Consider the following 18,477-nt stretch of genomic DNA (forward strand, 5'->3'; position numbering starts at 1 on the left):
GGCATACATTCCAGTGAGATTGAGGCAATATTCGGCCTGTAATGTCGACGGGTAACGTTGCTGGTTTCCGGCTTTTCTTGTACCCTTCCCCGCTTTCAGACCTTTAATAATAACCGGATGCATATGACCGCTCACCCTTCCAGAGATCCGCTGCACGGCGTCACCCTTGAGATGATGGTTAACGCCCTCGTGGCGCGCTATGGCTGGGCGCAGCTGGGCAAGCTGATTAAAATCAACTGCTTTAACAGCGACCCCAGCGTCAAATCCAGCCTCAAATTTTTGCGCCGCACGCCCTGGGCTCGCGCTGAAGTCGAAGCCCTCTATCTGGATTCGCTGGAAGATACCGCGCCGGCCAAAGCCGACGACGATACCTCCAGCCCCTGGGAGAGAGCCCGGGCTAACCGTTAAGGTCGACGCAACAGCACGATACTGCGGCCCGCCAGCGGGAAGTCAGTATCCGGGGTGATAGCCTGGCCCAGGTTGTCATCCTGCACCGTACTTAGCTCCAGCACCCAACCACCCTCGCCGCAATCCGGAATACGGAACGGTACCGCAGCCTCGTAAGGATTGATCAGCAGCAGCACTTCCTGCCAAATCCCGTTTTCTGCCTCTAAATCGGCCCGGGTCAGATAGAGCCCAAGGGTGGTGCCTTCATCCCAGTGCTCTGGCAGTTGCAGGCCGCCACCCGCGTTGTACCACAGGATCTCCATCCCATCACGCCAGCTCTCGCGGCGTAACAGCGGCTGGCGGGTACGCAGCTCAATTAGATGCCGGGTAAAATTACGCAGCATCTCGGCGCTTTCCGGCAGATCTTCCCAGTGCACCCAGCTGATCTCGCTGTCCTGACAGTAGCCGTTGTTGTTCCCCATCTGGCTGCGGCCAAACTCATCCCCCGCCAGCAGCATCGGCGTGCCGTGCGAAAAGAGCAGCGTGGTGAGGAAGTTGCGTTTCTGCTGTTCGCGCAGGGCGTTAATCTGCTCGTCGTCGGTAGGCCCTTCGGCGCCATAATTCGATGACCGGTTATCATTGTGGCCGTCGTTATTATCTTCGCCGTTTGCCTCGTTGTGCTTCTCGTTGTAAGAGACCAGGTCGTTCAGGGTAAAACCGTCATGGGCAGTGATAAAGTTGATGCTCGCCCACGGACGGCGACCGCGCTGGTCGTAGAGATCGCCGGAACCGAGCAGACGCGCGGCAAAGTCCGAGGAGACGTTATCCCCGCGCCAGTATTCGCGCACGGTATCGCGATATTTGTCATTCCACTCCCCCCAGCCTGGCGGGAAGCCCCCCACCTGATACCCGCCAGGGCCGATATCCCACGGCTCACCAATCAATTTCAGCCGGGAGAGCAGCGGATCCTGCATCATGGCATCGAAAAAGCCCCCGCGCTGGTCGAACCCTTCCGGCTCGCGACCCAGAATGGTACCGAGGTCAAAACGGAAACCGTCGATATGCATCGATTCGGCCCAATAGCGCAGGGAGTCCATGATCATCTGCAGCACACGGGGATGGGAGGTATTCACCGTATTGCCAGTACCCGTGTCATTCACATAGTAACGGTGCTGACCCGCGATGGTCCGGTAGTAGGAAAAGTTGTCTATCCCCTTGAAAGAGAGCGTTGGGCCCAGCTCGTTGCCCTCGGCGGTGTGGTTATAGACCACATCCAGGATCACCTCGAGACCCGCATCGTGGAAGGCGCGCACCATATCGCGGAATCCCTGGATGCCGTTCGGACCGTAATAGCGCGACGCCGGGGAGAAGAAGTTCAGGGTGTTATACCCCCAGAAGTTTTTCAGCCCCCTGTCCAGCAGATGTTGATCGTCCGGGAAGGCGTGCACCGGCAAGAGCTCCACCGAGGTGATGCCGAGGCTTTTGATGTAATCCACAATCGCTTTATGCCCCATCCCTTCAAAGGTGCCGCGCAGCTCAGGCGGAACGGCCGGGTGAAGCTGGGTAAAGCCCTTCACGTGGGTTTCATAAAGAATAGTTTCAGACCACGGCACCGCCGGGCGATGCGGATCCTGTGCGTCGAACACCCGGGGGTCGATAACCCGGCATTTCGGGGTAAACGGCGCGCTGTCCCGGGTATCAAAGCTGAGATCGAGATCGTCATGCCCCAGCTCATAGCCAAAATGGGCGGCGTTCCAGTTAAGCTCGCCGGTTAACGCCCGGGCATAGGGGTCGAGCAGCAATTTATGCGGGTTAAAGCGGTGGCCGTTTTCGGGATCGTAAGGACCATACACACGATAGCCATACAGCGCGCCCGGCTGCAGATCAGGAACGTAGCCGTGCCACACTTCATGGGTGTATTCCGGTAGCTCCAGACGGGCAATTTCATGCTGGCCCGTCGGATCAAACAGACATAGCTCAACGCGTTCGGCACAGGCCGAAAAGAGCGCAAAATTGACGCCTTTGTCGTCGTAGTTTGCGCCGAGCGGGTAACTCTGCCCCGCCTCAATCTGATAGATCTTATTATTTGCCATAACATCTCTCCCTCGAACCATCATTATTAGCCGCAGGCCAGTAACACCCGCCAGCAATCCTGTGCATCATGTAACTTCAGGCTTTCGCCCGGTATAACGATTTCACCGCTGAAACAGTCCTGATAGCGACGCCCGGCCAGTTCAGCAGGCAAGACAACCTCCGTATCGCCCCACAGTGCCGCGCCGGTCAGTGGAAACGTCTGTGCGGCGCTGGCAAACGCCAGACGTGGAGCCACCACGATCAAGACGTCGTCGTCATCCACGCGGGCAAAGGCGATAGCTTTGTCCGCCCTTTCCCCCCGGGTCAGCAACGCGACATAGCTGCCCAAGCGGAACAGCGCCGGTTTACGCTGGCGCAGATTCAGCAGCGTGCTGGTGACATACACCTTAAGCTGACCGTCGAGCCAGCTCGCCTCACGGGAGGCGGTATGCACATCGGCGCTGTTGAGCTGCTGGCTGAGCTGCGCGAAATCCGGCTCGCGGCGGTTATCGGGGTCGACGAGGCTAAAGTTAAGCCCCTCGCTGCCCTGATAAACATCCGGTACGCCCGGAGCGGTCAGTTTGATCACCGTCTGGCTCAGGCTGTTTACCAGCCCGGCGCGGATAAACGGGCGTAACGAGGTGCTGAAGTCGCGCAGAAAATCCTGATTGTCCGGTGAGAGCAGATGGCGGGCATACTCCAGCACCACCGTCTCATAGGCTTCGTTGCTGTCTACCCAGTCGGTACGCAGCTTGGCCTCGCGCAGCGCTTTCTCCACAAAGGCCAGGAAGCGCACTTCCAGCGCGTTCAGACCCGCCGCATCCTGGGGATCGAGTCCAGGTGGCCAGACCCCCGCCAGCGCCTGATATAACATCCAGGTGTCAGCGGCGCGCGGCGCCGTGCCATCGTTCAGAAAACGGACATGGGTCTGGTTGAGTTGCTGCCAGCGGGCCACGCACTCGGCCCATACCTGCGGCGCTTCGGTCAGAGTGTAGAGCCGGGCGCGGGCATCTTCCCCGCGCTTGGTGTCGTGGGTTGAAGTGCCCGAGAGCGCATCCGGCTGGCGCTCACGTCGCGCCGTCATTTCGGTATGGAAACGCGTCAGCGAGAAGGCGCGCGGCACCGGTTCGGCCCCGACTTCGTTAAGCGCCAGATCCATGTGCTGGCGGAAAAACAGCGTGTCCTCTACGGATTTCGCCATCAGCGGCCCGGTCAGCTGCTGGAAACGGGTGCGGAACTGGCTGGCGGTATCGCGGGCCTCATCGCTGACTTCGCCGGTCAGGATACGGGTCAACAGCGTGAGCGCGTCCGGGTCGGCGTTAACGTGGGTCAGCACGTTTTGTAGCAGCCGGATATCCGCGCCGGACATCCCCTGCGCGGTGCCATAGGTGCGATAGACCGGGAAGGCCACCAGCAGCTCCCGCAGCGCCAGGCGCAGGAGCTCTTCATCAATCGCCACGCCTTCCACGTGGGCCAGTTTTTTGGCCAGCGTCAGCAGTGTGGAAAACTCCCCGGCAAAATTGCGATCCACCATCAGCAGGCGCGCCGCACGCAGTTCAGCGTTCATGTCCACCGGGCTACCCACCACCGCGTCGTAGGCCTGACGCAGGCTGTCGATTTTGTCGTCATCCACCAGCACTTCCGAGAGTGAGGCGATGAATTCATACCCGGTCGTGCCGGAGATCGGCCAGTCTGTGGGGAGGTTCTCCCCTTTACTGAGGATCTTCTCTACCGTGATGTAGCAATCGGCTCCCGCCTCCTGCCGCAGACGTTGCAGGTAAGCGCGCGGGTCGGCCAGACCATCCACATGATCGATGCGCAGCCCGTCCACCGCCCCCGACCGCACCAGGGCCAGGATCAGGGCATGGCTGTCATCGAAGACCGCGTCGTCTTCAACGCGCACCCCCACCAGGCCGGTGATCTCGAAGAAGCGCCGCCAGGAGAGATCCCGCGGGGCGTCGCGCCAGCTGGTAAGTCGCCACGGCTGCTGGTCATGCAGGCGTGCAATCGCCTCAGGCTCGCGCAGGTTCAGAACCTCTTCCTCGCGTCCCATCCAGCTCTCCGGAGTGAGCGGATAGAAGTTGTCATAAACGGCCAGCGCCGGTTTACCGGTGTTGGGATCGCGCTGGATGCTGATCTCCCCGTTCGCCAGTACCACGTCAAAGTCATCGCCCAGAAACGGCAGCGTCAGGCGACGGGACCAGTCGATATCAAAATGACGGGCATAGCGGCTCTTCTCGCCGTGTTCAATCACATCGCGCCACCAGGCGTTTTCAAGCGAGGTGGACATATGGTTCGGGACGATATCAAGGATCAGCCCCAGGCCAGCCGCCTTCAGGGCGCTGACCAGCCGTTCAAATCCGGCGCGACCGCCAATGGCCGGGTCGATCTCATTGGCGTCGGTCACGTCATAGCCGTGGGTCGAATCGCGGGCAGCGGTAAAAATCGGCGAGGCATACAGATGGCTGATGCCAAGTTGTTGCAAATAAGGCACCAGACTGGCGGCACGATCAAACGTCATGCCATTACGAAACTGGATACGCCAGGTCGCTGTGGGGATCATCAGGTTGGTTCTCCTGGGGCAAAGCGGACAATAAGGGTGTCGGGCCGTAATTCGGTATGGATCTCAGGCCAGGCAAAGAGGGTTTCACCCGGCAGATCGGGCAACGCCTCCGTATGGCCGCCGACGTTAAACGCCAGCGACAGGGTTCCCCGTGGAAACGTCCAGGTGACTGCCACGCAGCCGGGTGCCATGTCCAGCACCTTGCCCCCACCTTTGCGGGCGGTTGCCAGCAGCGGCACAATCACCTGCTGACGCAGTTGCAACAGGTGGCGGGTAAAGCTCAGCCAGCTTTCCCCCTCCGGCTGGTTAACTTTGTCCCAGTCGAGTTTCGATCGTGTAAAGGTCTCCAGCGCATTCGGATCGGGCACGCCCTCCTCCTGATGGCTGGCATGGTCGGCGAACTCCTTCGCCCGTCCTTCCCGTACCGCCCGCGCCAGGTCACCGTGAAAATCGGTAAAGAAGAGGAATGGCCGGGTTTCACCGAACTCCTCGCCCATAAACATGAGCGGGATATGCGGCGACAGCAGCAGCGCGGCCAGCAGCACCCGGGTGCGATCCTCCCCGATAAGGGAGAGCAGACGATCCCCCTGCGCCCGGTTACCCACCTGGTCGTGATTCTGGATAAAGTCGACAAACGCCACCGGCGGCTGGTCGATGCTTTTCACCCCGCGTGGCTCCCGGTCCCGGGGAGTGATTTCGCCCTGATAGGCAAACCCTTCCGCCAGCGCCCGGGCGACCCATTTTTCCGGCTGATGCGCAAAGTCCCGGTACCAGGCGTGGGTCTCCCCGCTGGCCAGGACGTGAATGGCATTGTGCAGATCGTCATTCCATTCGGCGGTATAAAGCGACGGGGAGCCATCCTCACCGTAGGGATGCAACGAGATAATGTTGCGGTTGTCTTCAGTGGTGAGATGGATCGGGCGATCGGTTATCTGCGCCCGGATACGTTCAGCAATTTCAACCAGGATATGTTTTTCAGACGAATCTGCAATGTGATCGATGGCGTCGAAGCGCAATCCGTCGAAGCGGAACTCCTCCAGCCAGTACAGCGGCACGCCGATCATAAACTGACGTACGGGGGCCACATCGTAGGCGATGCCATTTCCCCAGGGGGTCATTCGTTCCGGATGGAAAAAGTCCGGCGACAGGCGTGGGAGGTAGTTCCCCTCCGGACCAAAATGGTTCAGCACAATATCCAGCACCACCGACAGCCCCAGGCCGTGGGCGGTATCCACAAAGGCTTTCAGCTCATCCGGCGTACCGTAGGCGCTGTGCGGGGCATAGAGCAACACCCCGTCATAGCCCCAGTTGCGATTACCTCCCGCCTGCGATACGGGCATCAGTTCAATCATCGTGATGCCCAGCGAGGCCAGATATGGCAGCTTGTCGGCTGCCGCGCGGAAGGTGCCTTCCGGAGTAAAGGTACCGATGTGCAGCTCATAGACCACGCTCTCTTCCCAGCGTCGGCCCTGCCATTCGGTGTTGCGCCAGACATAGCTGTCAGGATCGCACACCAGCGAAGGACCGTTTACATCCCCTTGCTGGGCGCGGGAGGCGGGATCCGGCACCGCAGTGCCGTCTGCCAGAATATAACTGTAGGGTGAACCGGGTTTGACGTAGTCAACCGTCAGTTCGAATCCGCCGTCACCGGTCGGGTGCATCGCCAGCGTTTCGTCGTTGAGGCGCAGGGAGACCTGCTCCTGACCGCTGGCCCATAGATGGAAGCGAACCGTGTTAGCATCAATGTGTTCACAACCCCAATACGTAATAGATTTAGCTGTCATTCCACCACCTCGTTTGACCCGTGTTCCTCAGGGTGCTTAACGTTTATCGTTACGCAGAGGGAAAAAGAGAAAGTGCGGCGGCAATCCGCCGCGCATGCACATCAAGCATAGACCAGGAAATTAATGTGAGATGGGTCACGACGAAGCGGCAGGAAGAAGTGTGGTCAGGGTATTGCCGGGCGGCGGCTGCGCCTTACCCGGCCTACGAACGATAAACCTGCAGGCCCGGCAAGCGCAGCGCTGCCGGGCAATCAGACATTGCCTTATGCCGGTTCCGGGAGGCGGAAGCTGGCAATACTTTGGGTGAGGTGTCTGGCTTGCTCTTCCAGCGAAGCCGCTGCCGCCGCAGACTCCTGCACCAGCGCGGCGTTCTGCTGGGTCACGCCATCCATTTCGGTCACGGCCTGTCCTACCTGACCAATGCCGCGGCTCTGCTCTTCGGACGCCACCTGAATCTGCTCCATCAGCGCGTTGACTTTGTTCACCGAGGTGATGATGGCATGAATGACTTCACCCGAGCGATTCACCAGCTGCGAACCGTTTTTTACGCTGGAAACCGACTGGGCGATGAGGTTCTCAATATCCTTCGCCGCCACGGCGCTTTTCTGCGCCAGGGTGCGCACTTCAGTCGCCACCACCGCAAATCCACGCCCCTGCGTCCCGGCGCGAGCCGCTTCAACGGCGGCATTCAGCGCCAGAATATTGGTCTGGAAAGCGATGCTGTTAATGACGCTGGTGATATCTTCGATGCGCTGAGAGTTGGCGGCGATGGTGTTCATGGTGTCGATCACCTCGCGGGTCACGGCCTCCCCGGTACGGGCGTTGTTCACCGCATCCTGCACCAGCTTACCTGCCTGGTTGACGTTCTCGGTATTATTGGCAACCGTCGCGCTCAGTTGCTCCATGCTGGCAGCCGTTTCCGTCAGGGCTGCGGCCTGCTGCTCGGTGCGGGAAGCCAGGTCGATATTGCCGGAGGCAATCTCCTGCGAGGCGTGGTTAACGGTATGGCAGGCGGCACGTACCTGAGAGACGGTATCCAGCAGGGCCAGACGCATCTCCTCCATCGAGCCCATCAGCAGGTCGATCTCATTGTTCGATCCGGTTTTCTGCGGTACCGCTTCCGTTAGTTTACCGGCGGCGATCTGGCTGCAGTGCTCACGGGCGAGATGAATCGGCGCGAAGACAAACCGCTTCATCAGCACGCTCACCCCGACAATGACCACCACAAACAGGGCGGCAAAAGCGATAATGATGGTTAAGCCGGAGGAAAACTGCGACCGCGCATCGTCATTTAACTGTTTCGCGTATTTCTGGTGCACCGACAGCACCTCATCGAGAACAATTTCGTACTGACGGTCGAGGCCAGAAATCTGCGGGATCAGCGCATCAAACTTTGCCTTGTCATGGGCAGAGGCCGCCTCAATCAGCGGCACCAGGCCACGATCGCGGTAGGCCAGCCAGCCGTCATTATAGTTTTTCACCAGCGGCGCTTCGTCCGCCAGGCGGGGGGCGTCATTAAAGGCGGCGAAGGCGCCATCGGCTTTGGTCAGAGCCAGCTTAACGGAGGCCAGCTTCTCATCGAGACCGGTGGTGTCGCCACTTTCCACCTGTTTCATATACTCCATAACCCGCACGCGCAGGGTACGGCTGTGGTTAATGGGATCGATAATGGATAACACCACCTGAATCTCTTTATTCACGTTATCCAGGGAGTTGTTGCTTTTAATGGCCAGCCAGACGTTGGTAGCGGCACTGGCGACAAAGAAAAACAGCAGGGCAAGCAGGATGGTAAGAGACGACTTTTTTAATGACATAAATACCTCAGAAACAATACGGTCTGAGGTATTATCGGCAGCGCAAAATTAACATTGAGTTAAAGTTATTTATTAATAAAAAAGCCGAAAAACAATTTAATTTATTAAAATCACTGCATTACAAAATAACTGCTAATAATTTAACCTGTGAAGCATTGTAAATATTCAACTATTTACTTAATCCTTACTGCTGAATATTTAATCGCTCAGAAAAGGCGCGCTGGAAAACTGCGGCCAGTGGATCTCTCCTACCCCGTTTAATTTTGGCCGGGAGAAGAGAAAACCCTGAAAACGCTTAATGCCAGCCGACTCCAGCCAGCACCACTCTTCGATCTTCTCGATGCCCTCGGCCACCAGCGCAATTTCCAGGTCGGTACAGCAGCTGATAATCGACTTCACAATGGCCTGCTTCGGGCCGCTCAAATGGATGTCGCTGACAATCTCACGGTCGATTTTGAGCTTATCCGGCTGGAAACGGGTTAACAGCGACAGCCCGGCATACCCGGAGCCAAAATCATCGATCGCCAGGCCAATACCTGCCGCCCGAAGCTGCTTAATGGCGCTGTTAAACTGGTTAAATCCGGAGATCATTTCGTTTTCGGTAACTTCAATGACCACCTGCTCTGGCTGCAGGCCGTGGATGAGGATCTGATCCATCAGAAAATCGACAGCGCCAGGGACGTTCACCAGCGACATCGGCAGCAGATTAACGGCGATTTTATGATCGCCAATCCCAATTTTCTCCGCCAGCGCAAAGGCATACGCCTTGGTCTGCAGGTCCAATTCGTACATTTTGTCCTGATCAATGGCGCTAAAAAAGCGTTCCGGGCTTCCCCCGTCGTTACCGCGGATCAGCGCTTCCAGCGAAGAGATTTTCCCCTCGGTGGGTTCAATGATCGGTTGCAGAGCAAACTGGCAGACCTGGTTATCGATGGGCCCGTTGATGCATTTCCCAAACGGGGCGTGTTCCGGGGCCAGTTTCCATCTTTCCGGCAGGAAAACCGCTCCGTCGCGGGTGGGCTGTTCCCGGGTAATAAACGACTGAATAAACTTAAACACCCGATCCTGCGCCGCCAGATAGTAGTCCAGCTTGCTGTAGCGCAGCACCGATGAGAGCACCGATTTTTGGCTATCCACCAGCAGGTCGAAGAGCAGCATGCCCACATTTTCGAAGCGCCTGCGCGGTCCATAATCGCGCATCAGCTCCACCACGCTGTGATGGCGCTTGTCGCTGCGGATCTTACAAAACAGTTTTTCAAGGACCTCTTCTGGCCCTTCAAGGATCTGCAGGAAATCGGCGCCGTTAAACAACAAAATGCCCGTCACGTCCAGGGCGGAATTCCGCTGCCTGGCTTTCTCAACAAGTGAAATAAGAGATAATGATTGGCAGGATGGATTTAACTGGCTTTTATAAATGAGAGTCGTCAGCACAGCTAGTCTTCCTGGTCGAATGTTAGGCCTTTTAAGCTCTTGTTTAGCATAAATTACATTCGTGGACTAATAGTATTACGAGGATATATCCAGAAAAGATCGATTCGACTCAAAAATAATCAATGTGAATGTTTATTTAGGCCATAAAGGACAGAAAACATCCCTGTTGTCACAGCCAGGCATGCCGTCCATGGCACGTTCAGGTAGGCTGGTTTGTGTCAGATTTGCGCCATCCCACCGTCCACAAACAGCTCTACAGCGTTGATAAAGCTGGCGGCATCGGAGGCGAGGAACGCCACCGCTTTACCCACCTCTTCCGGCTCGCCAATACGCCCCATCGGCACCGTAGCGGCTAAAGCATCAAACAGCCCCTGCCGCTGATCTTCTGGCACCAGTTCTCCCAGCCCAGGGGTTTTAATCGGGCCCGGGCTGACCACGTTCACCCGAATGCCGCGCCCCTGCAAATCCAGCGCCCAGGAGCGGGCGAAGTTTCTTACCGCCGCCTTGCTGGCGCTATAGACGCTGAAGTTAGCGGTGCCTTTAATAGAGACCGTGGAGCCGGTCAGGATCACCGATGCTTTGTCGGCCAGCAGCGGCAGCGCTTTTTGAACGGTAAACAGTACGCCGCGGACATTGGTGGCAAAAATGCGGTCAAAGTGTTCTTCGGTTATCGCCCCCAGAGGCAGCATATCGCCCCCGCCAGCGTTAGCGAAAAGCACATCCAGCCGCCCGGACTGTTCGGCGATTTGGGCATAAACGGTATCAAGATCGGCGAGTACGGAGGCGTCGGCGCGAATGCCAGTGACCTGCCCGCCGAGGGTGGCGACGGCGTTGTCCAGCTCCGCCTGGCGGCGACCGGTGATATAGACCTTCGCCCCCTGGGCTTGCAGCTCTTTTGCCGTTGCCAGACCAATGCCGCTGGTGCCGCCGGTGACGAGTGCGATTTTACCTGTTAATGCTGTGTTCATTTTGCTTTTCCTTCCACATTGTTGGTGTGGAAGCACTGTAGCCCTTGCGGCATTAGCGAAAAATTAGCAAAAATGGAAATCACTTTTTCCCTGTGGGAATAATCTCTGTGGCGGAGCGCCTCTCTATGGATCAATTACTGGCCATGCGCGCCTTTACGCGCGTGGTAGAAACCGGCAGCTTTACCCGGGCGGCGGACTCTCTGAATATGCCCATCGCCACCCTCAGCAAGCTGGTGAAAGCGCTGGAGGCCCATCTGGATGTGCGGCTGCTGCAACGCACAACCCGCCGGGTGACGGCGACGCCAGAGGGCCAGGACTATTACGACAAAGCCCGCCGGGTGCTGATTGATATCGAAGAGATCGACACCTCTTTCAGCCAGGCGAAACAGCAGCCCCAGGGGCACCTGCGCATTGACGTGGGCGGCTCAACGGCGCGAGACGTGCTGATCCCTGCGCTGCCGGACTTTATCCGCCGCTACCCCGCTATCCGTATCGATCTTGGCGTGGCCGACCGGCCGGTGGATCTGATCAGCGGCAATGTGGACTGCGTTATCCGCGGCGGCGCGCTGGAGGACTCTTCGCTTATTGCCCGGCATATTGGCAATGCGGAGATGGTCACCTGTGCCACGCCGGGCTACCTGAAACAGTTTGGCATCCCCGCCTACCCGGAGGAGCTGCGCAATGGTCACAAGCTGGTGAGTTATCTTTCGCCGGTAACCGGGCGCGCCGTGCCGTTTCGCTTTACCCATGAGAATGAGACCCGCGACATTAATCTTGTGCATCATATCGGGGTGAACGAGAGCAACGGTCATCTTGCGGCAGCGGTGGCCGGGATGGGAATAATACAGACGTTTCGATACTCAGCAGGCGCACTGCTGGAAGCGGGCACGCTGGTGGAGATCCTCGACAAGTGGCGCCCGCCGCACTACCCGTTTTACGTGGTTTATCCGCAAAACCGGCATATGACGCATCGTCTGAGGGTATTTATCGCGTGGCTGGCGGAGGTCTTTCCCGCCGCGGTGAAGGGATAGCCGGGCGCAACGCCCGGCAGACAATCAGTTCAGCTGATAGTCGAGGGTGATTTCCGCTTTCAGCAGCTGTGAAACCGGGCATCCCGCTTTCGCTTTCTGGATAATGCCGTCAAACTGCTGCGGGTCGATGCCCGGAACGGTCACTTTGCTCTGCAGAGCGACTTTGCTGATGGCGAAACCGCTGTCGGTTTTGTCCAGCGAGACATCGGCAGTGGTGTCGATGGAATCGGCGGTATAGCCCGCCTCACCCAGCATCAGCGACAGGGCCATAGAGAAACAGGCCGCATGCGCAGCACCAATCAACTCTTCCGGGTTGGTACCTTTTTCCCCTTCAAAACGGGTATTGAAGCCGTAAGGCTGCTGATTAAGAACGCCGCTTTCCGTCGAAACTGTCCCCTTGCCGCGTTTAATATCACCAGACCAGTGTGCTGAACCGTGCTTATGAATTGTCATTCTTGCTCTCCTTGTTGGCTTACAAAGCATTCAGTATAGACCACGCTGAAGAGCGAGCCCGAAAGAGTGATATATCAGGATTATTCTGTGAAGTCGGAGAGGTTATGGCTATTGCAATCAGGCGTTTTCCGTGTAATTTAAATCCGTCCTCGCCGATATTTATTTTAGAGGCCAACTAACACAGGAATATTTTTAACGAGTCCAAAGAATATATTCTATTTTTTAAGATCATGAAAAAGCATGATTTTATGACAGCAATATTTCTGAGAGGATTCTTAAACACAGCGGCAAAAATATTTGTCATTCTGAATATCACGATGTTTTTGCGAACCGGACCATTAAACAGAAAACGACACGGAGGCAACATGTTTAATTATTATTCTGCAAATACGACATCCGCACAGCCGGAACTGGTTAATGCTATCGCACAGGGTTTACGCGCTGAAATGGGCGCTGTCACTGAAGATGATATTTTGATGGAACTGACCAAATGGGTCGAAGCCTCAGATAATGACATCCTCAGTGATATCTACCAGCAGACCATTAACTACGTTGTCAGCGGGCAGCACGCCAGTTTCTAAAAACCTGCTATGCTGGAGAGGCAACCTTAAGGGTTATATTTCGATCACCTTATCACTATCAACAGGATGGAGGAGTCAATATGAAATCGAACCGTCAGGCACGCCATATTCTGGGACTGAACTACAAGCTGTCTAACCAGCGCAAAGTGGTGATTGAGGGGGGCAATGAAACGCAAGTCACCCACGCCACCGGCAGAAAACGCCACGAACCAAAGTAAGTTCTCCCTAAAGATCCCCGACACCATCGGCAAAACCGATGGTGTTTTTATTTGTATGTTGCAGTTTTTAACATCCACCTCCTTTATACTACCTGCCTGACACCCCCTATGGGCACGACAGCGAAGATGATGAACAACAGTGCCAGGGACGGATATGCAAAAATTAAGTGAGTAACATGGACAACAAAGCCAAAAAAAATCGCTCCCTCTATATTCCTTACGCCGGTCCGGTTCTGCTGGAGTTCCCTCTCCTGAACAAGGGCAGCGCCTTCAGTATGGAAGAGCGCAGCAACTTCAACCTGCTAGGCCTGCTGCCGGAAGTGGTTGAAACTATCGAAGAACAGGCCGAACGCGCGTGGATCCAGTACCAGGGATTCAAAACCGAAATCGATAAGCACATCTACCTGCGCAATATTCAGGATACCAACGAAACCCTCTTCTACCGCCTGGTGCAAAACCATCTCGACGAGATGATGCCGGTGATCTACACCCCAACCGTCGGCGCCGCCTGCGAACGTTTCTCGGAAATCTATCGCCGCTCACGGGGCGTGTTTATCTCCTATCAAAACCGTCACAACATGGATGACATTCTGCAGAACGTCTCCAACCACAACATCAAAGTGATCGTGGTAACCGACGGCGAACGTATTCTGGGACTCGGCGACCAGGGGATCGGCGGAATGGGCATTCCGATCGGTAAGCTGTCGCTCTACACCGCCTGCGGCGGCATCAGCCCGGCCTACACCCTGCCGGTGGTGCTGGATGTGGGCACCAACAACCAGCAACTGCTTAACGATCCGCTCTATATGGGCTGGCGCCACCCGCGCATCACCGACGACGAGTACTATCAGTTCGTGGATGATTTCATCCAGGCGGTAAAACACCGCTGGCCGGACGTACTGCTGCAGTTTGAAGATTTCGCCCAGAAAAACGCCATGCCGCTGCTGAATCGCTATCGCGACGAAATCTGCTCCTTTAATGATGATATTCAGGGCACCGCAGCGGTAACGGTCGGCACGCTGATTGCGGCCAGCCGCGCGGCGGGCAACCAGCTCAGCTACCAGAAGATCGTCTTCCTCGGCGCTGGGTCCGCCGGGTGCGGCATTGCCGAGCAGATCATCGCCCAGACCCAGCGCGAAGGGCTCAGCGAAGAGCTGGCGCGTTCCCGCGTCTTTATGGTCGACCGCTTCGGCCTGCTGACCGACGCCATGCCAAACCTGCTGCCGTTCCAGACCAAACTGGTGCAAAAGCGCGAGAACCTCAAAAACTGGGATACCGATAACGAAGTGCTCTCCCTGCTGGATGTGGTCCGCAACGTGAAGCCGGACATTCTGATCGGCGTTTCCGGCCAGACCGGCCTCTTCACTGAGGAAATCATCCGCGAGATGCATAAATACTGCGCCCGCCCAATCGTGATGCCGCTATCGAACCCGACCTCGCGCGTGGAAGCCACTCCGCAGGACATCATCGCCTGGACCGAAGGCAATGCGCTGGTCGCCACCGGCAGCCCGTTTGCGCCAGTGGTCTGGAAGGACAAAATCTACCCGATTGCTCAGTGCAACAACTCCTATATCTTCCCGGGGATTGGGCTTGGCGTTATCGCCTCAGGCGCATCGCGCATCACCGATGAGATGCTGATGTCCGCCAGCGAAACCCTGGCGAAGCACTCTCCGCTGGTCAATAACGGTGAAGGGCTGGTTCTGCCGGAACTGAAGGATATTCACGTGGTGTCGAAGGCGATCGCTTTTGCCGTGGGCAAAATGGCGCAGCAGCAAGGGGTGGCGGTGAAAACCTCTGCCGATGCGTTGCAGCAGGCGATTGACGAGAACTTCTGGAAGCCGGAATACCGCAGCTACCGTCGGACATCGATCTAAAAGCAAAAAGGCAACGCAAAAAACGGCAATCCCGGATTGCCGTTTTTTTTCTCGCAGTGACTCCGGCGGATGTTCAATACTCCCAGGGCCCCGGCACCCAACGGAAAACATTGCCATCGATGGCGACATGACACACGGCCGGGAATGAGAGATGCGTCGCCACCAATGCCTCCCGGTTAGCGGCAAGCTCCTGCAAAAGCGCCACCCGCACGCGTGCAGCCTCTTCAGGATAGTGGTCAAAGCCGTTATACCACTCAGGATGATCGAACCCGACCGGGAATACCGCGTCACCGGCGAAGGTCAGCCGTTCACCGCGGGAAGCAAGACGAACGACGCTGTGGCCCGGGGTGTGGCCGCCAATACGTGTCACCAGAACGCCGGGGGCCACCTCATGACTCTCCTTGAAGGTATGCAGCTGGCTTCGGTATTCCTCCAGGAATCTTGAAGCCGTCTGCCGCAGCGCATCCGGGAAGCCTGTCGGCATGGAAACCTGCGAAAAATCAGGTGACGCCCAGAATTTTACCTCTGCCTCAGCCACATGAATGCGCAGATCCCCACGTAAACGCGCCTTCACGCCCGGGATAAGCAGACCGCCAATATGGTCCATATGCAGATGGGTGATCACCACGTCCGTAACGGTAGTCAGATCGATGCCCGCCGCCTCCAGCCGCTGGATCGTCCGCCCGGCGCGTGGCAGCTCGGGGAAGGCTGCCCCCATACCCGCATCGATAAGAATGGTGCGATCGCCGCTCTGCACCACAATGACGTTAAGTGCCCATTCAAGCTCGTCGGAAGGCAGGAACTTCTCCTCAAACCAGGCGGTTCTGATGGCCGGGTCGGCATTATGTCCCAGCATGGGTCCCGGCAACGACAATACCCCATCGCTGACAACAAGGACATCAATGTCCCCAACCTTCAGCGGGTAGCGCGAAGGAACAGCGTCAGGATCTTGCGCGTAATCATTGGCGGCCATCGGCTCTGCCGCGACGTTAGATAATTCCATAGTACCTCCTGATAATAGAGAGATGGTGAATGACAAATTCGCCTATACTCTGAAAATCCTCCCTTCCGGCATGGCGAAGATTGTCATGAAAAATCATGAGATTGCACTTAACGATCCCGTTAAGGAGATGACCAGGGTCTTAAAAAATCAGCCAGAATTTAGCGTTACCAGCAGTAACCCCCTGGCAGGGAACTGTTACCGCTGGCCGCACGGGCCACTACACGAAACCATTGCGCCACTGAATCAACACGTTGTTATTGCCCACCTCGGCAATATGCAGCGCGTTGAGCGCAAAACGAATAACAAACTCGTCAAAGAGACTATCCGGGAGGGCACAATCTCAACCATTCCCCTCGGCAGTACCTCGCGCTGGGATATGTATGGCGCCGTTGACGTAATTCATTTTTATATCCCTGATCCGCTATTCAAATCCCTGTTACAGCAAGTGGATGCGCCCCCTGCTGAGCTACTGCTGCGGACGGCGCATTATGATAAAACCACGGCAAATATCATCTCAGCCATCAGCGATGCCCTGTCGGAACAAAGCAAAATCAAACAATTGCTCTGTGAGCATCTAATGCTTGCACTTATGGTCCAGTTGATACAAAACCACGCCTCTCTCACCCTGCCTGCGCAGCAGAGCACCGCCGTGTTGTCGCCACGTTCTCTTAAGCATTCGCTTGATATTCTCGACAGCAGTCCCGTCGGGGATATCACGATCCAGGCTCTGGCGGCGGAGCTGGGTATCTCATCTGCACACTTTTGTCGCGCGTTTAAAAACAGCACTGGCCTGACCCCGTATGGCTGGCTCAAGCAACGCGTGATGGAACGCGCTTTTGCTCAGTTACAAACACCCCATAAACAGGTGTCTGAAATAGCGCTGGAAAGCGGGTACAGTTCGCAAAACGCGTTTACCAGTGCGTTCAAAAAAATGACGGGATTAACCCCTAGCCAGTGGCGTAAAAAGAACAGCGTCACCGGATAAAAGCCCGCAACGTAGCCCATCGCAGGCGTTAAACATTACGGCACAATCACGTAGTCCGGGTTAGCAACAGAGAACATTTTCTCCCGGTTGGGCTCGGGGGGATAAATCCACTGGGTATTGATTTCCTGCTTAATTTTTTTGGCCTCTTCGCCCTGATAGATGACCTGGTGATCCCAGCCTTCGGTATAAACGGCGCCCCATTTGCCCAGATCGAGACAGGTGACATACTTAGGCTGGCTGTAGGGATGCAGCGGCAGCCCCAGCAGCTCCGCCGCTGCGTTATGGCCGGCCACGCGGCCCAGGCTCATCGCATGCTGACAGGACATCACGTTATAGTTGCCCACATTGTCCGTTGGCACCTTCACCGTATCGCCGGTGACGAAAATGGAGCTGGCTTCCGGTGCCCGTAAGCAGGAGTCGCCTGTCACACGCCCTAACGGATCGTGTTCACCGGGAATAAAGCGGGTTAAAGGATTCGCGCGCATTCCGGCGGTCCAGATCACCGTGTTGCTGGGAATAAATTCGCCATCCGAGAGCGTCACCCCATCGGCACTGATGGCCGAAACCCTGACGCCGGTACGCACTGCGATGCCACTGCTGCTCAGCGCCTGGTTGATGATCTCGCAGGCCTGCTCCCCCATCGCCTGACCAATTCTGGCCGCATTATCGACGATGATGACCTGGGCTTTATTCTGCGCACCAAACAGAGCATTCAGGCGCTCCGGCATTTCCGTTACCGTCTCCAGCCCTGTTAATCCGCCCCCGGCGACCACAACGGTGTTTCGCGCCTGCGAATCTGGCGCCCTGGCCAGGGCCTGTAAATGGTTATCAAGCTCCCGGGCCTTTTCCAGCGAACTGACATCAAAGCTGTACTCTTTCAGCCCGTCGAGCTCCGGATGGAAAACCTGGCTGCCCGCCGCCAGCACAAAACTGTCGAAACTGACCGTACTCTCTTCTTCAGGCTTGCTGACGGTAATGGTTTTATTTTTCGCATCAATATCAACGACGCGGCCCCGAATATATTTCACATTCGCCGCCTGAAGTACTTCCAGAATAGAGGGGTCCATACTGTCAAGAACGGCCTCATACAGTCGTGGGCGTATGGTTAATTTCGGCTCAGGTGAGACAAGAAATATATCCACCCGATCGTCTGCATTATTTAAATGCACCAGCCTGGCCGCAGAAATAGCCGCCCACATACCTGCAAAGCCGGCACCGGCCACGATAATACGTTTGTTCATATTAATACCTGCAATTGATTCAGATAAGGATATTGATATCGCCGGAAATAAACATAGAGGAAATCACCGGC

The 18,477-nt window shown here is 56.6% G+C and carries 15 protein-coding genes; 6 read left to right on the forward strand and 9 right to left on the reverse strand.

All coding sequences use genetic code 11. From position 1 onward, the window contains the following. Positions 1-123: 123 nt before the first annotated feature. On the forward strand, positions 124-408 hold the full coding sequence (locus GNG26_RS11135; protein WP_103179608.1) for a VF530 family DNA-binding protein: 285 nt from the start codon (positions 124-126) through the stop codon (positions 406-408). On the opposite strand, the gene glgX is transcribed toward GNG26_RS11135, so the two are convergent. The 6 genes from glgX to GNG26_RS11165 all read right to left on the reverse strand — a co-directional run bounded on the left by glgX (position 405) and on the right by GNG26_RS11165 (position 11,020). Then, a complete protein-coding gene (glgX, locus tag GNG26_RS11140; RefSeq protein WP_156238712.1) occupies positions 405-2,480 on the reverse strand; it encodes a glycogen debranching protein GlgX in 2,076 nt (691 codons plus the stop codon). The two genes, GNG26_RS11135 and glgX, sit on opposite strands and share 4 nt — an antisense overlap. Before the next feature lie 26 nt (positions 2,481-2,506). Then, positions 2,507-5,023: a malto-oligosyltrehalose synthase gene (gene treY / locus GNG26_RS11145; protein WP_156238713.1), complete on the reverse strand. Its 2,517-nt coding sequence runs from the start codon at positions 5,021-5,023 to the stop codon at positions 2,507-2,509. After that, on the reverse strand, positions 5,023-6,807 hold the full coding sequence (treZ, locus tag GNG26_RS11150; RefSeq protein ID WP_156238714.1) for a malto-oligosyltrehalose trehalohydrolase: 1,785 nt from the start codon (positions 6,805-6,807) through the stop codon (positions 5,023-5,025). The genes treY and treZ overlap by 1 nt, the downstream gene beginning before the upstream one ends. 263 nt (positions 6,808-7,070) lie before the next feature. After that, positions 7,071-8,621, reverse strand: a complete 1,551-nt coding sequence (locus GNG26_RS11155; RefSeq protein ID WP_114387065.1) for a methyl-accepting chemotaxis protein — start codon at positions 8,619-8,621, stop codon at positions 7,071-7,073. A 198-nt stretch (positions 8,622-8,819) separates the two neighbouring features. Next, positions 8,820-10,052: a diguanylate phosphodiesterase gene (locus GNG26_RS11160; RefSeq protein WP_156238715.1), complete on the reverse strand. Its 1,233-nt coding sequence runs from the start codon at positions 10,050-10,052 to the stop codon at positions 8,820-8,822. A 218-nt stretch (positions 10,053-10,270) separates the two neighbouring features. After that, the gene (locus GNG26_RS11165) at positions 10,271-11,020 is read right to left on the reverse strand and encodes an SDR family oxidoreductase (protein ID WP_103824389.1); all 750 of its coding nucleotides are present in this window, start codon (positions 11,018-11,020) and stop codon (positions 10,271-10,273) included. A 125-nt stretch (positions 11,021-11,145) separates the two neighbouring features. On the opposite strand from GNG26_RS11165, the gene GNG26_RS11170 reads away from it, so the two are divergent. Next, on the forward strand, positions 11,146-12,051 hold the full coding sequence (locus GNG26_RS11170) for a LysR family transcriptional regulator (protein WP_156238716.1): 906 nt from the start codon (positions 11,146-11,148) through the stop codon (positions 12,049-12,051). Positions 12,052-12,075: 24 nt separating this feature from the next. Here the strand turns inward: GNG26_RS11170 and GNG26_RS11175 are convergent, their stop codons facing one another. After that, the gene (locus GNG26_RS11175; RefSeq protein WP_103824387.1) at positions 12,076-12,504 is read right to left on the reverse strand and encodes an OsmC family protein; all 429 of its coding nucleotides are present in this window, start codon (positions 12,502-12,504) and stop codon (positions 12,076-12,078) included. Positions 12,505-12,869: 365 nt separating this feature from the next. On the opposite strand from GNG26_RS11175, the gene bdm reads away from it, so the two are divergent. The 3 genes from bdm (at position 12,870) to GNG26_RS11190 (ending at position 15,177) form a co-directional block, all read left to right on the forward strand. Further along, a complete protein-coding gene (gene bdm, locus GNG26_RS11180) occupies positions 12,870-13,085 on the forward strand; it encodes a biofilm-dependent modulation protein (RefSeq protein ID WP_039028747.1) in 216 nt (71 codons plus the stop codon). Between the two features lie 80 nt (positions 13,086-13,165). Further along, positions 13,166-13,303 carry a stationary-phase-induced ribosome-associated protein gene (gene sra, locus GNG26_RS11185; protein WP_103824386.1) on the forward strand — a complete coding sequence of 46 codons (138 nt, stop codon included), beginning with the start codon at positions 13,166-13,168 and terminating at the stop codon, positions 13,301-13,303. A 176-nt stretch (positions 13,304-13,479) separates the two neighbouring features. Next, the gene (locus GNG26_RS11190) at positions 13,480-15,177 is read left to right on the forward strand and encodes an NAD-dependent malic enzyme (RefSeq protein ID WP_103179618.1); all 1,698 of its coding nucleotides are present in this window, start codon (positions 13,480-13,482) and stop codon (positions 15,175-15,177) included. Between the two features lie 73 nt (positions 15,178-15,250). Here the strand turns inward: GNG26_RS11190 and GNG26_RS11195 are convergent, their stop codons facing one another. After that, positions 15,251-16,180 carry an MBL fold metallo-hydrolase gene (locus tag GNG26_RS11195; protein ID WP_156238717.1) on the reverse strand — a complete coding sequence of 310 codons (930 nt, stop codon included), beginning with the start codon at positions 16,178-16,180 and terminating at the stop codon, positions 15,251-15,253. Positions 16,181-16,202: 22 nt separating this feature from the next. On the opposite strand from GNG26_RS11195, the gene GNG26_RS11200 reads away from it, so the two are divergent. Further along, positions 16,203-17,165, forward strand: coding sequence for an AraC family transcriptional regulator (locus GNG26_RS11200; protein WP_231604290.1), 963 nt, complete (start codon positions 16,203-16,205; stop codon positions 17,163-17,165). A gap of 35 nt (positions 17,166-17,200) precedes the next feature. Here GNG26_RS11200 and GNG26_RS11205 read toward each other — a convergent pair whose 3' ends face one another. Continuing rightward, positions 17,201-18,406, reverse strand: a complete 1,206-nt coding sequence (locus tag GNG26_RS11205; RefSeq protein WP_156238718.1) for an NAD(P)/FAD-dependent oxidoreductase — start codon at positions 18,404-18,406, stop codon at positions 17,201-17,203. Positions 18,407-18,477 lie beyond the last annotated feature (71 nt).

It is taken from the genome of Leclercia sp. J807 (assembly GCF_009734465.1).
Classification (GTDB): domain Bacteria; phylum Pseudomonadota; class Gammaproteobacteria; order Enterobacterales; family Enterobacteriaceae; genus Enterobacter.

Coding starts and splice junctions, on each gene's coding strand:
- GNG26_RS11165 (WP_103824389.1), bottom strand. CDS start 11,020: ATGAACACAGCATTAACAGGTAAAATCGCACTCGTCACCGGCGGCACC.
- GNG26_RS11155 (WP_114387065.1), bottom strand. CDS start 8,621: ATGTCATTAAAAAAGTCGTCTCTTACCATCCTGCTTGCCCTGCTGTTT.
- GNG26_RS11200 (WP_231604290.1), top strand. CDS start 16,203: ATGGTGAATGACAAATTCGCCTATACTCTGAAAATCCTCCCTTCCGGC.
- glgX (WP_156238712.1), bottom strand. CDS start 2,480: ATGGCAAATAATAAGATCTATCAGATTGAGGCGGGGCAGAGTTACCCG.
- bdm (WP_039028747.1), top strand. CDS start 12,870: ATGTTTAATTATTATTCTGCAAATACGACATCCGCACAGCCGGAACTG.
- GNG26_RS11195 (WP_156238717.1), bottom strand. CDS start 16,180: ATGGAATTATCTAACGTCGCGGCAGAGCCGATGGCCGCCAATGATTAC.
- treZ (WP_156238714.1), bottom strand. CDS start 6,807: ATGACAGCTAAATCTATTACGTATTGGGGTTGTGAACACATTGATGCT.
- GNG26_RS11205 (WP_156238718.1), bottom strand. CDS start 18,406: ATGAACAAACGTATTATCGTGGCCGGTGCCGGCTTTGCAGGTATGTGG.
- treY (WP_156238713.1), bottom strand. CDS start 5,023: ATGATCCCCACAGCGACCTGGCGTATCCAGTTTCGTAATGGCATGACG.
- GNG26_RS11190 (WP_103179618.1), top strand. CDS start 13,480: ATGGACAACAAAGCCAAAAAAAATCGCTCCCTCTATATTCCTTACGCC.
- sra (WP_103824386.1), top strand. CDS start 13,166: ATGAAATCGAACCGTCAGGCACGCCATATTCTGGGACTGAACTACAAG.
- GNG26_RS11175 (WP_103824387.1), bottom strand. CDS start 12,504: ATGACAATTCATAAGCACGGTTCAGCACACTGGTCTGGTGATATTAAA.
- GNG26_RS11135 (WP_103179608.1), top strand. CDS start 124: ATGACCGCTCACCCTTCCAGAGATCCGCTGCACGGCGTCACCCTTGAG.
- GNG26_RS11170 (WP_156238716.1), top strand. CDS start 11,146: ATGGATCAATTACTGGCCATGCGCGCCTTTACGCGCGTGGTAGAAACC.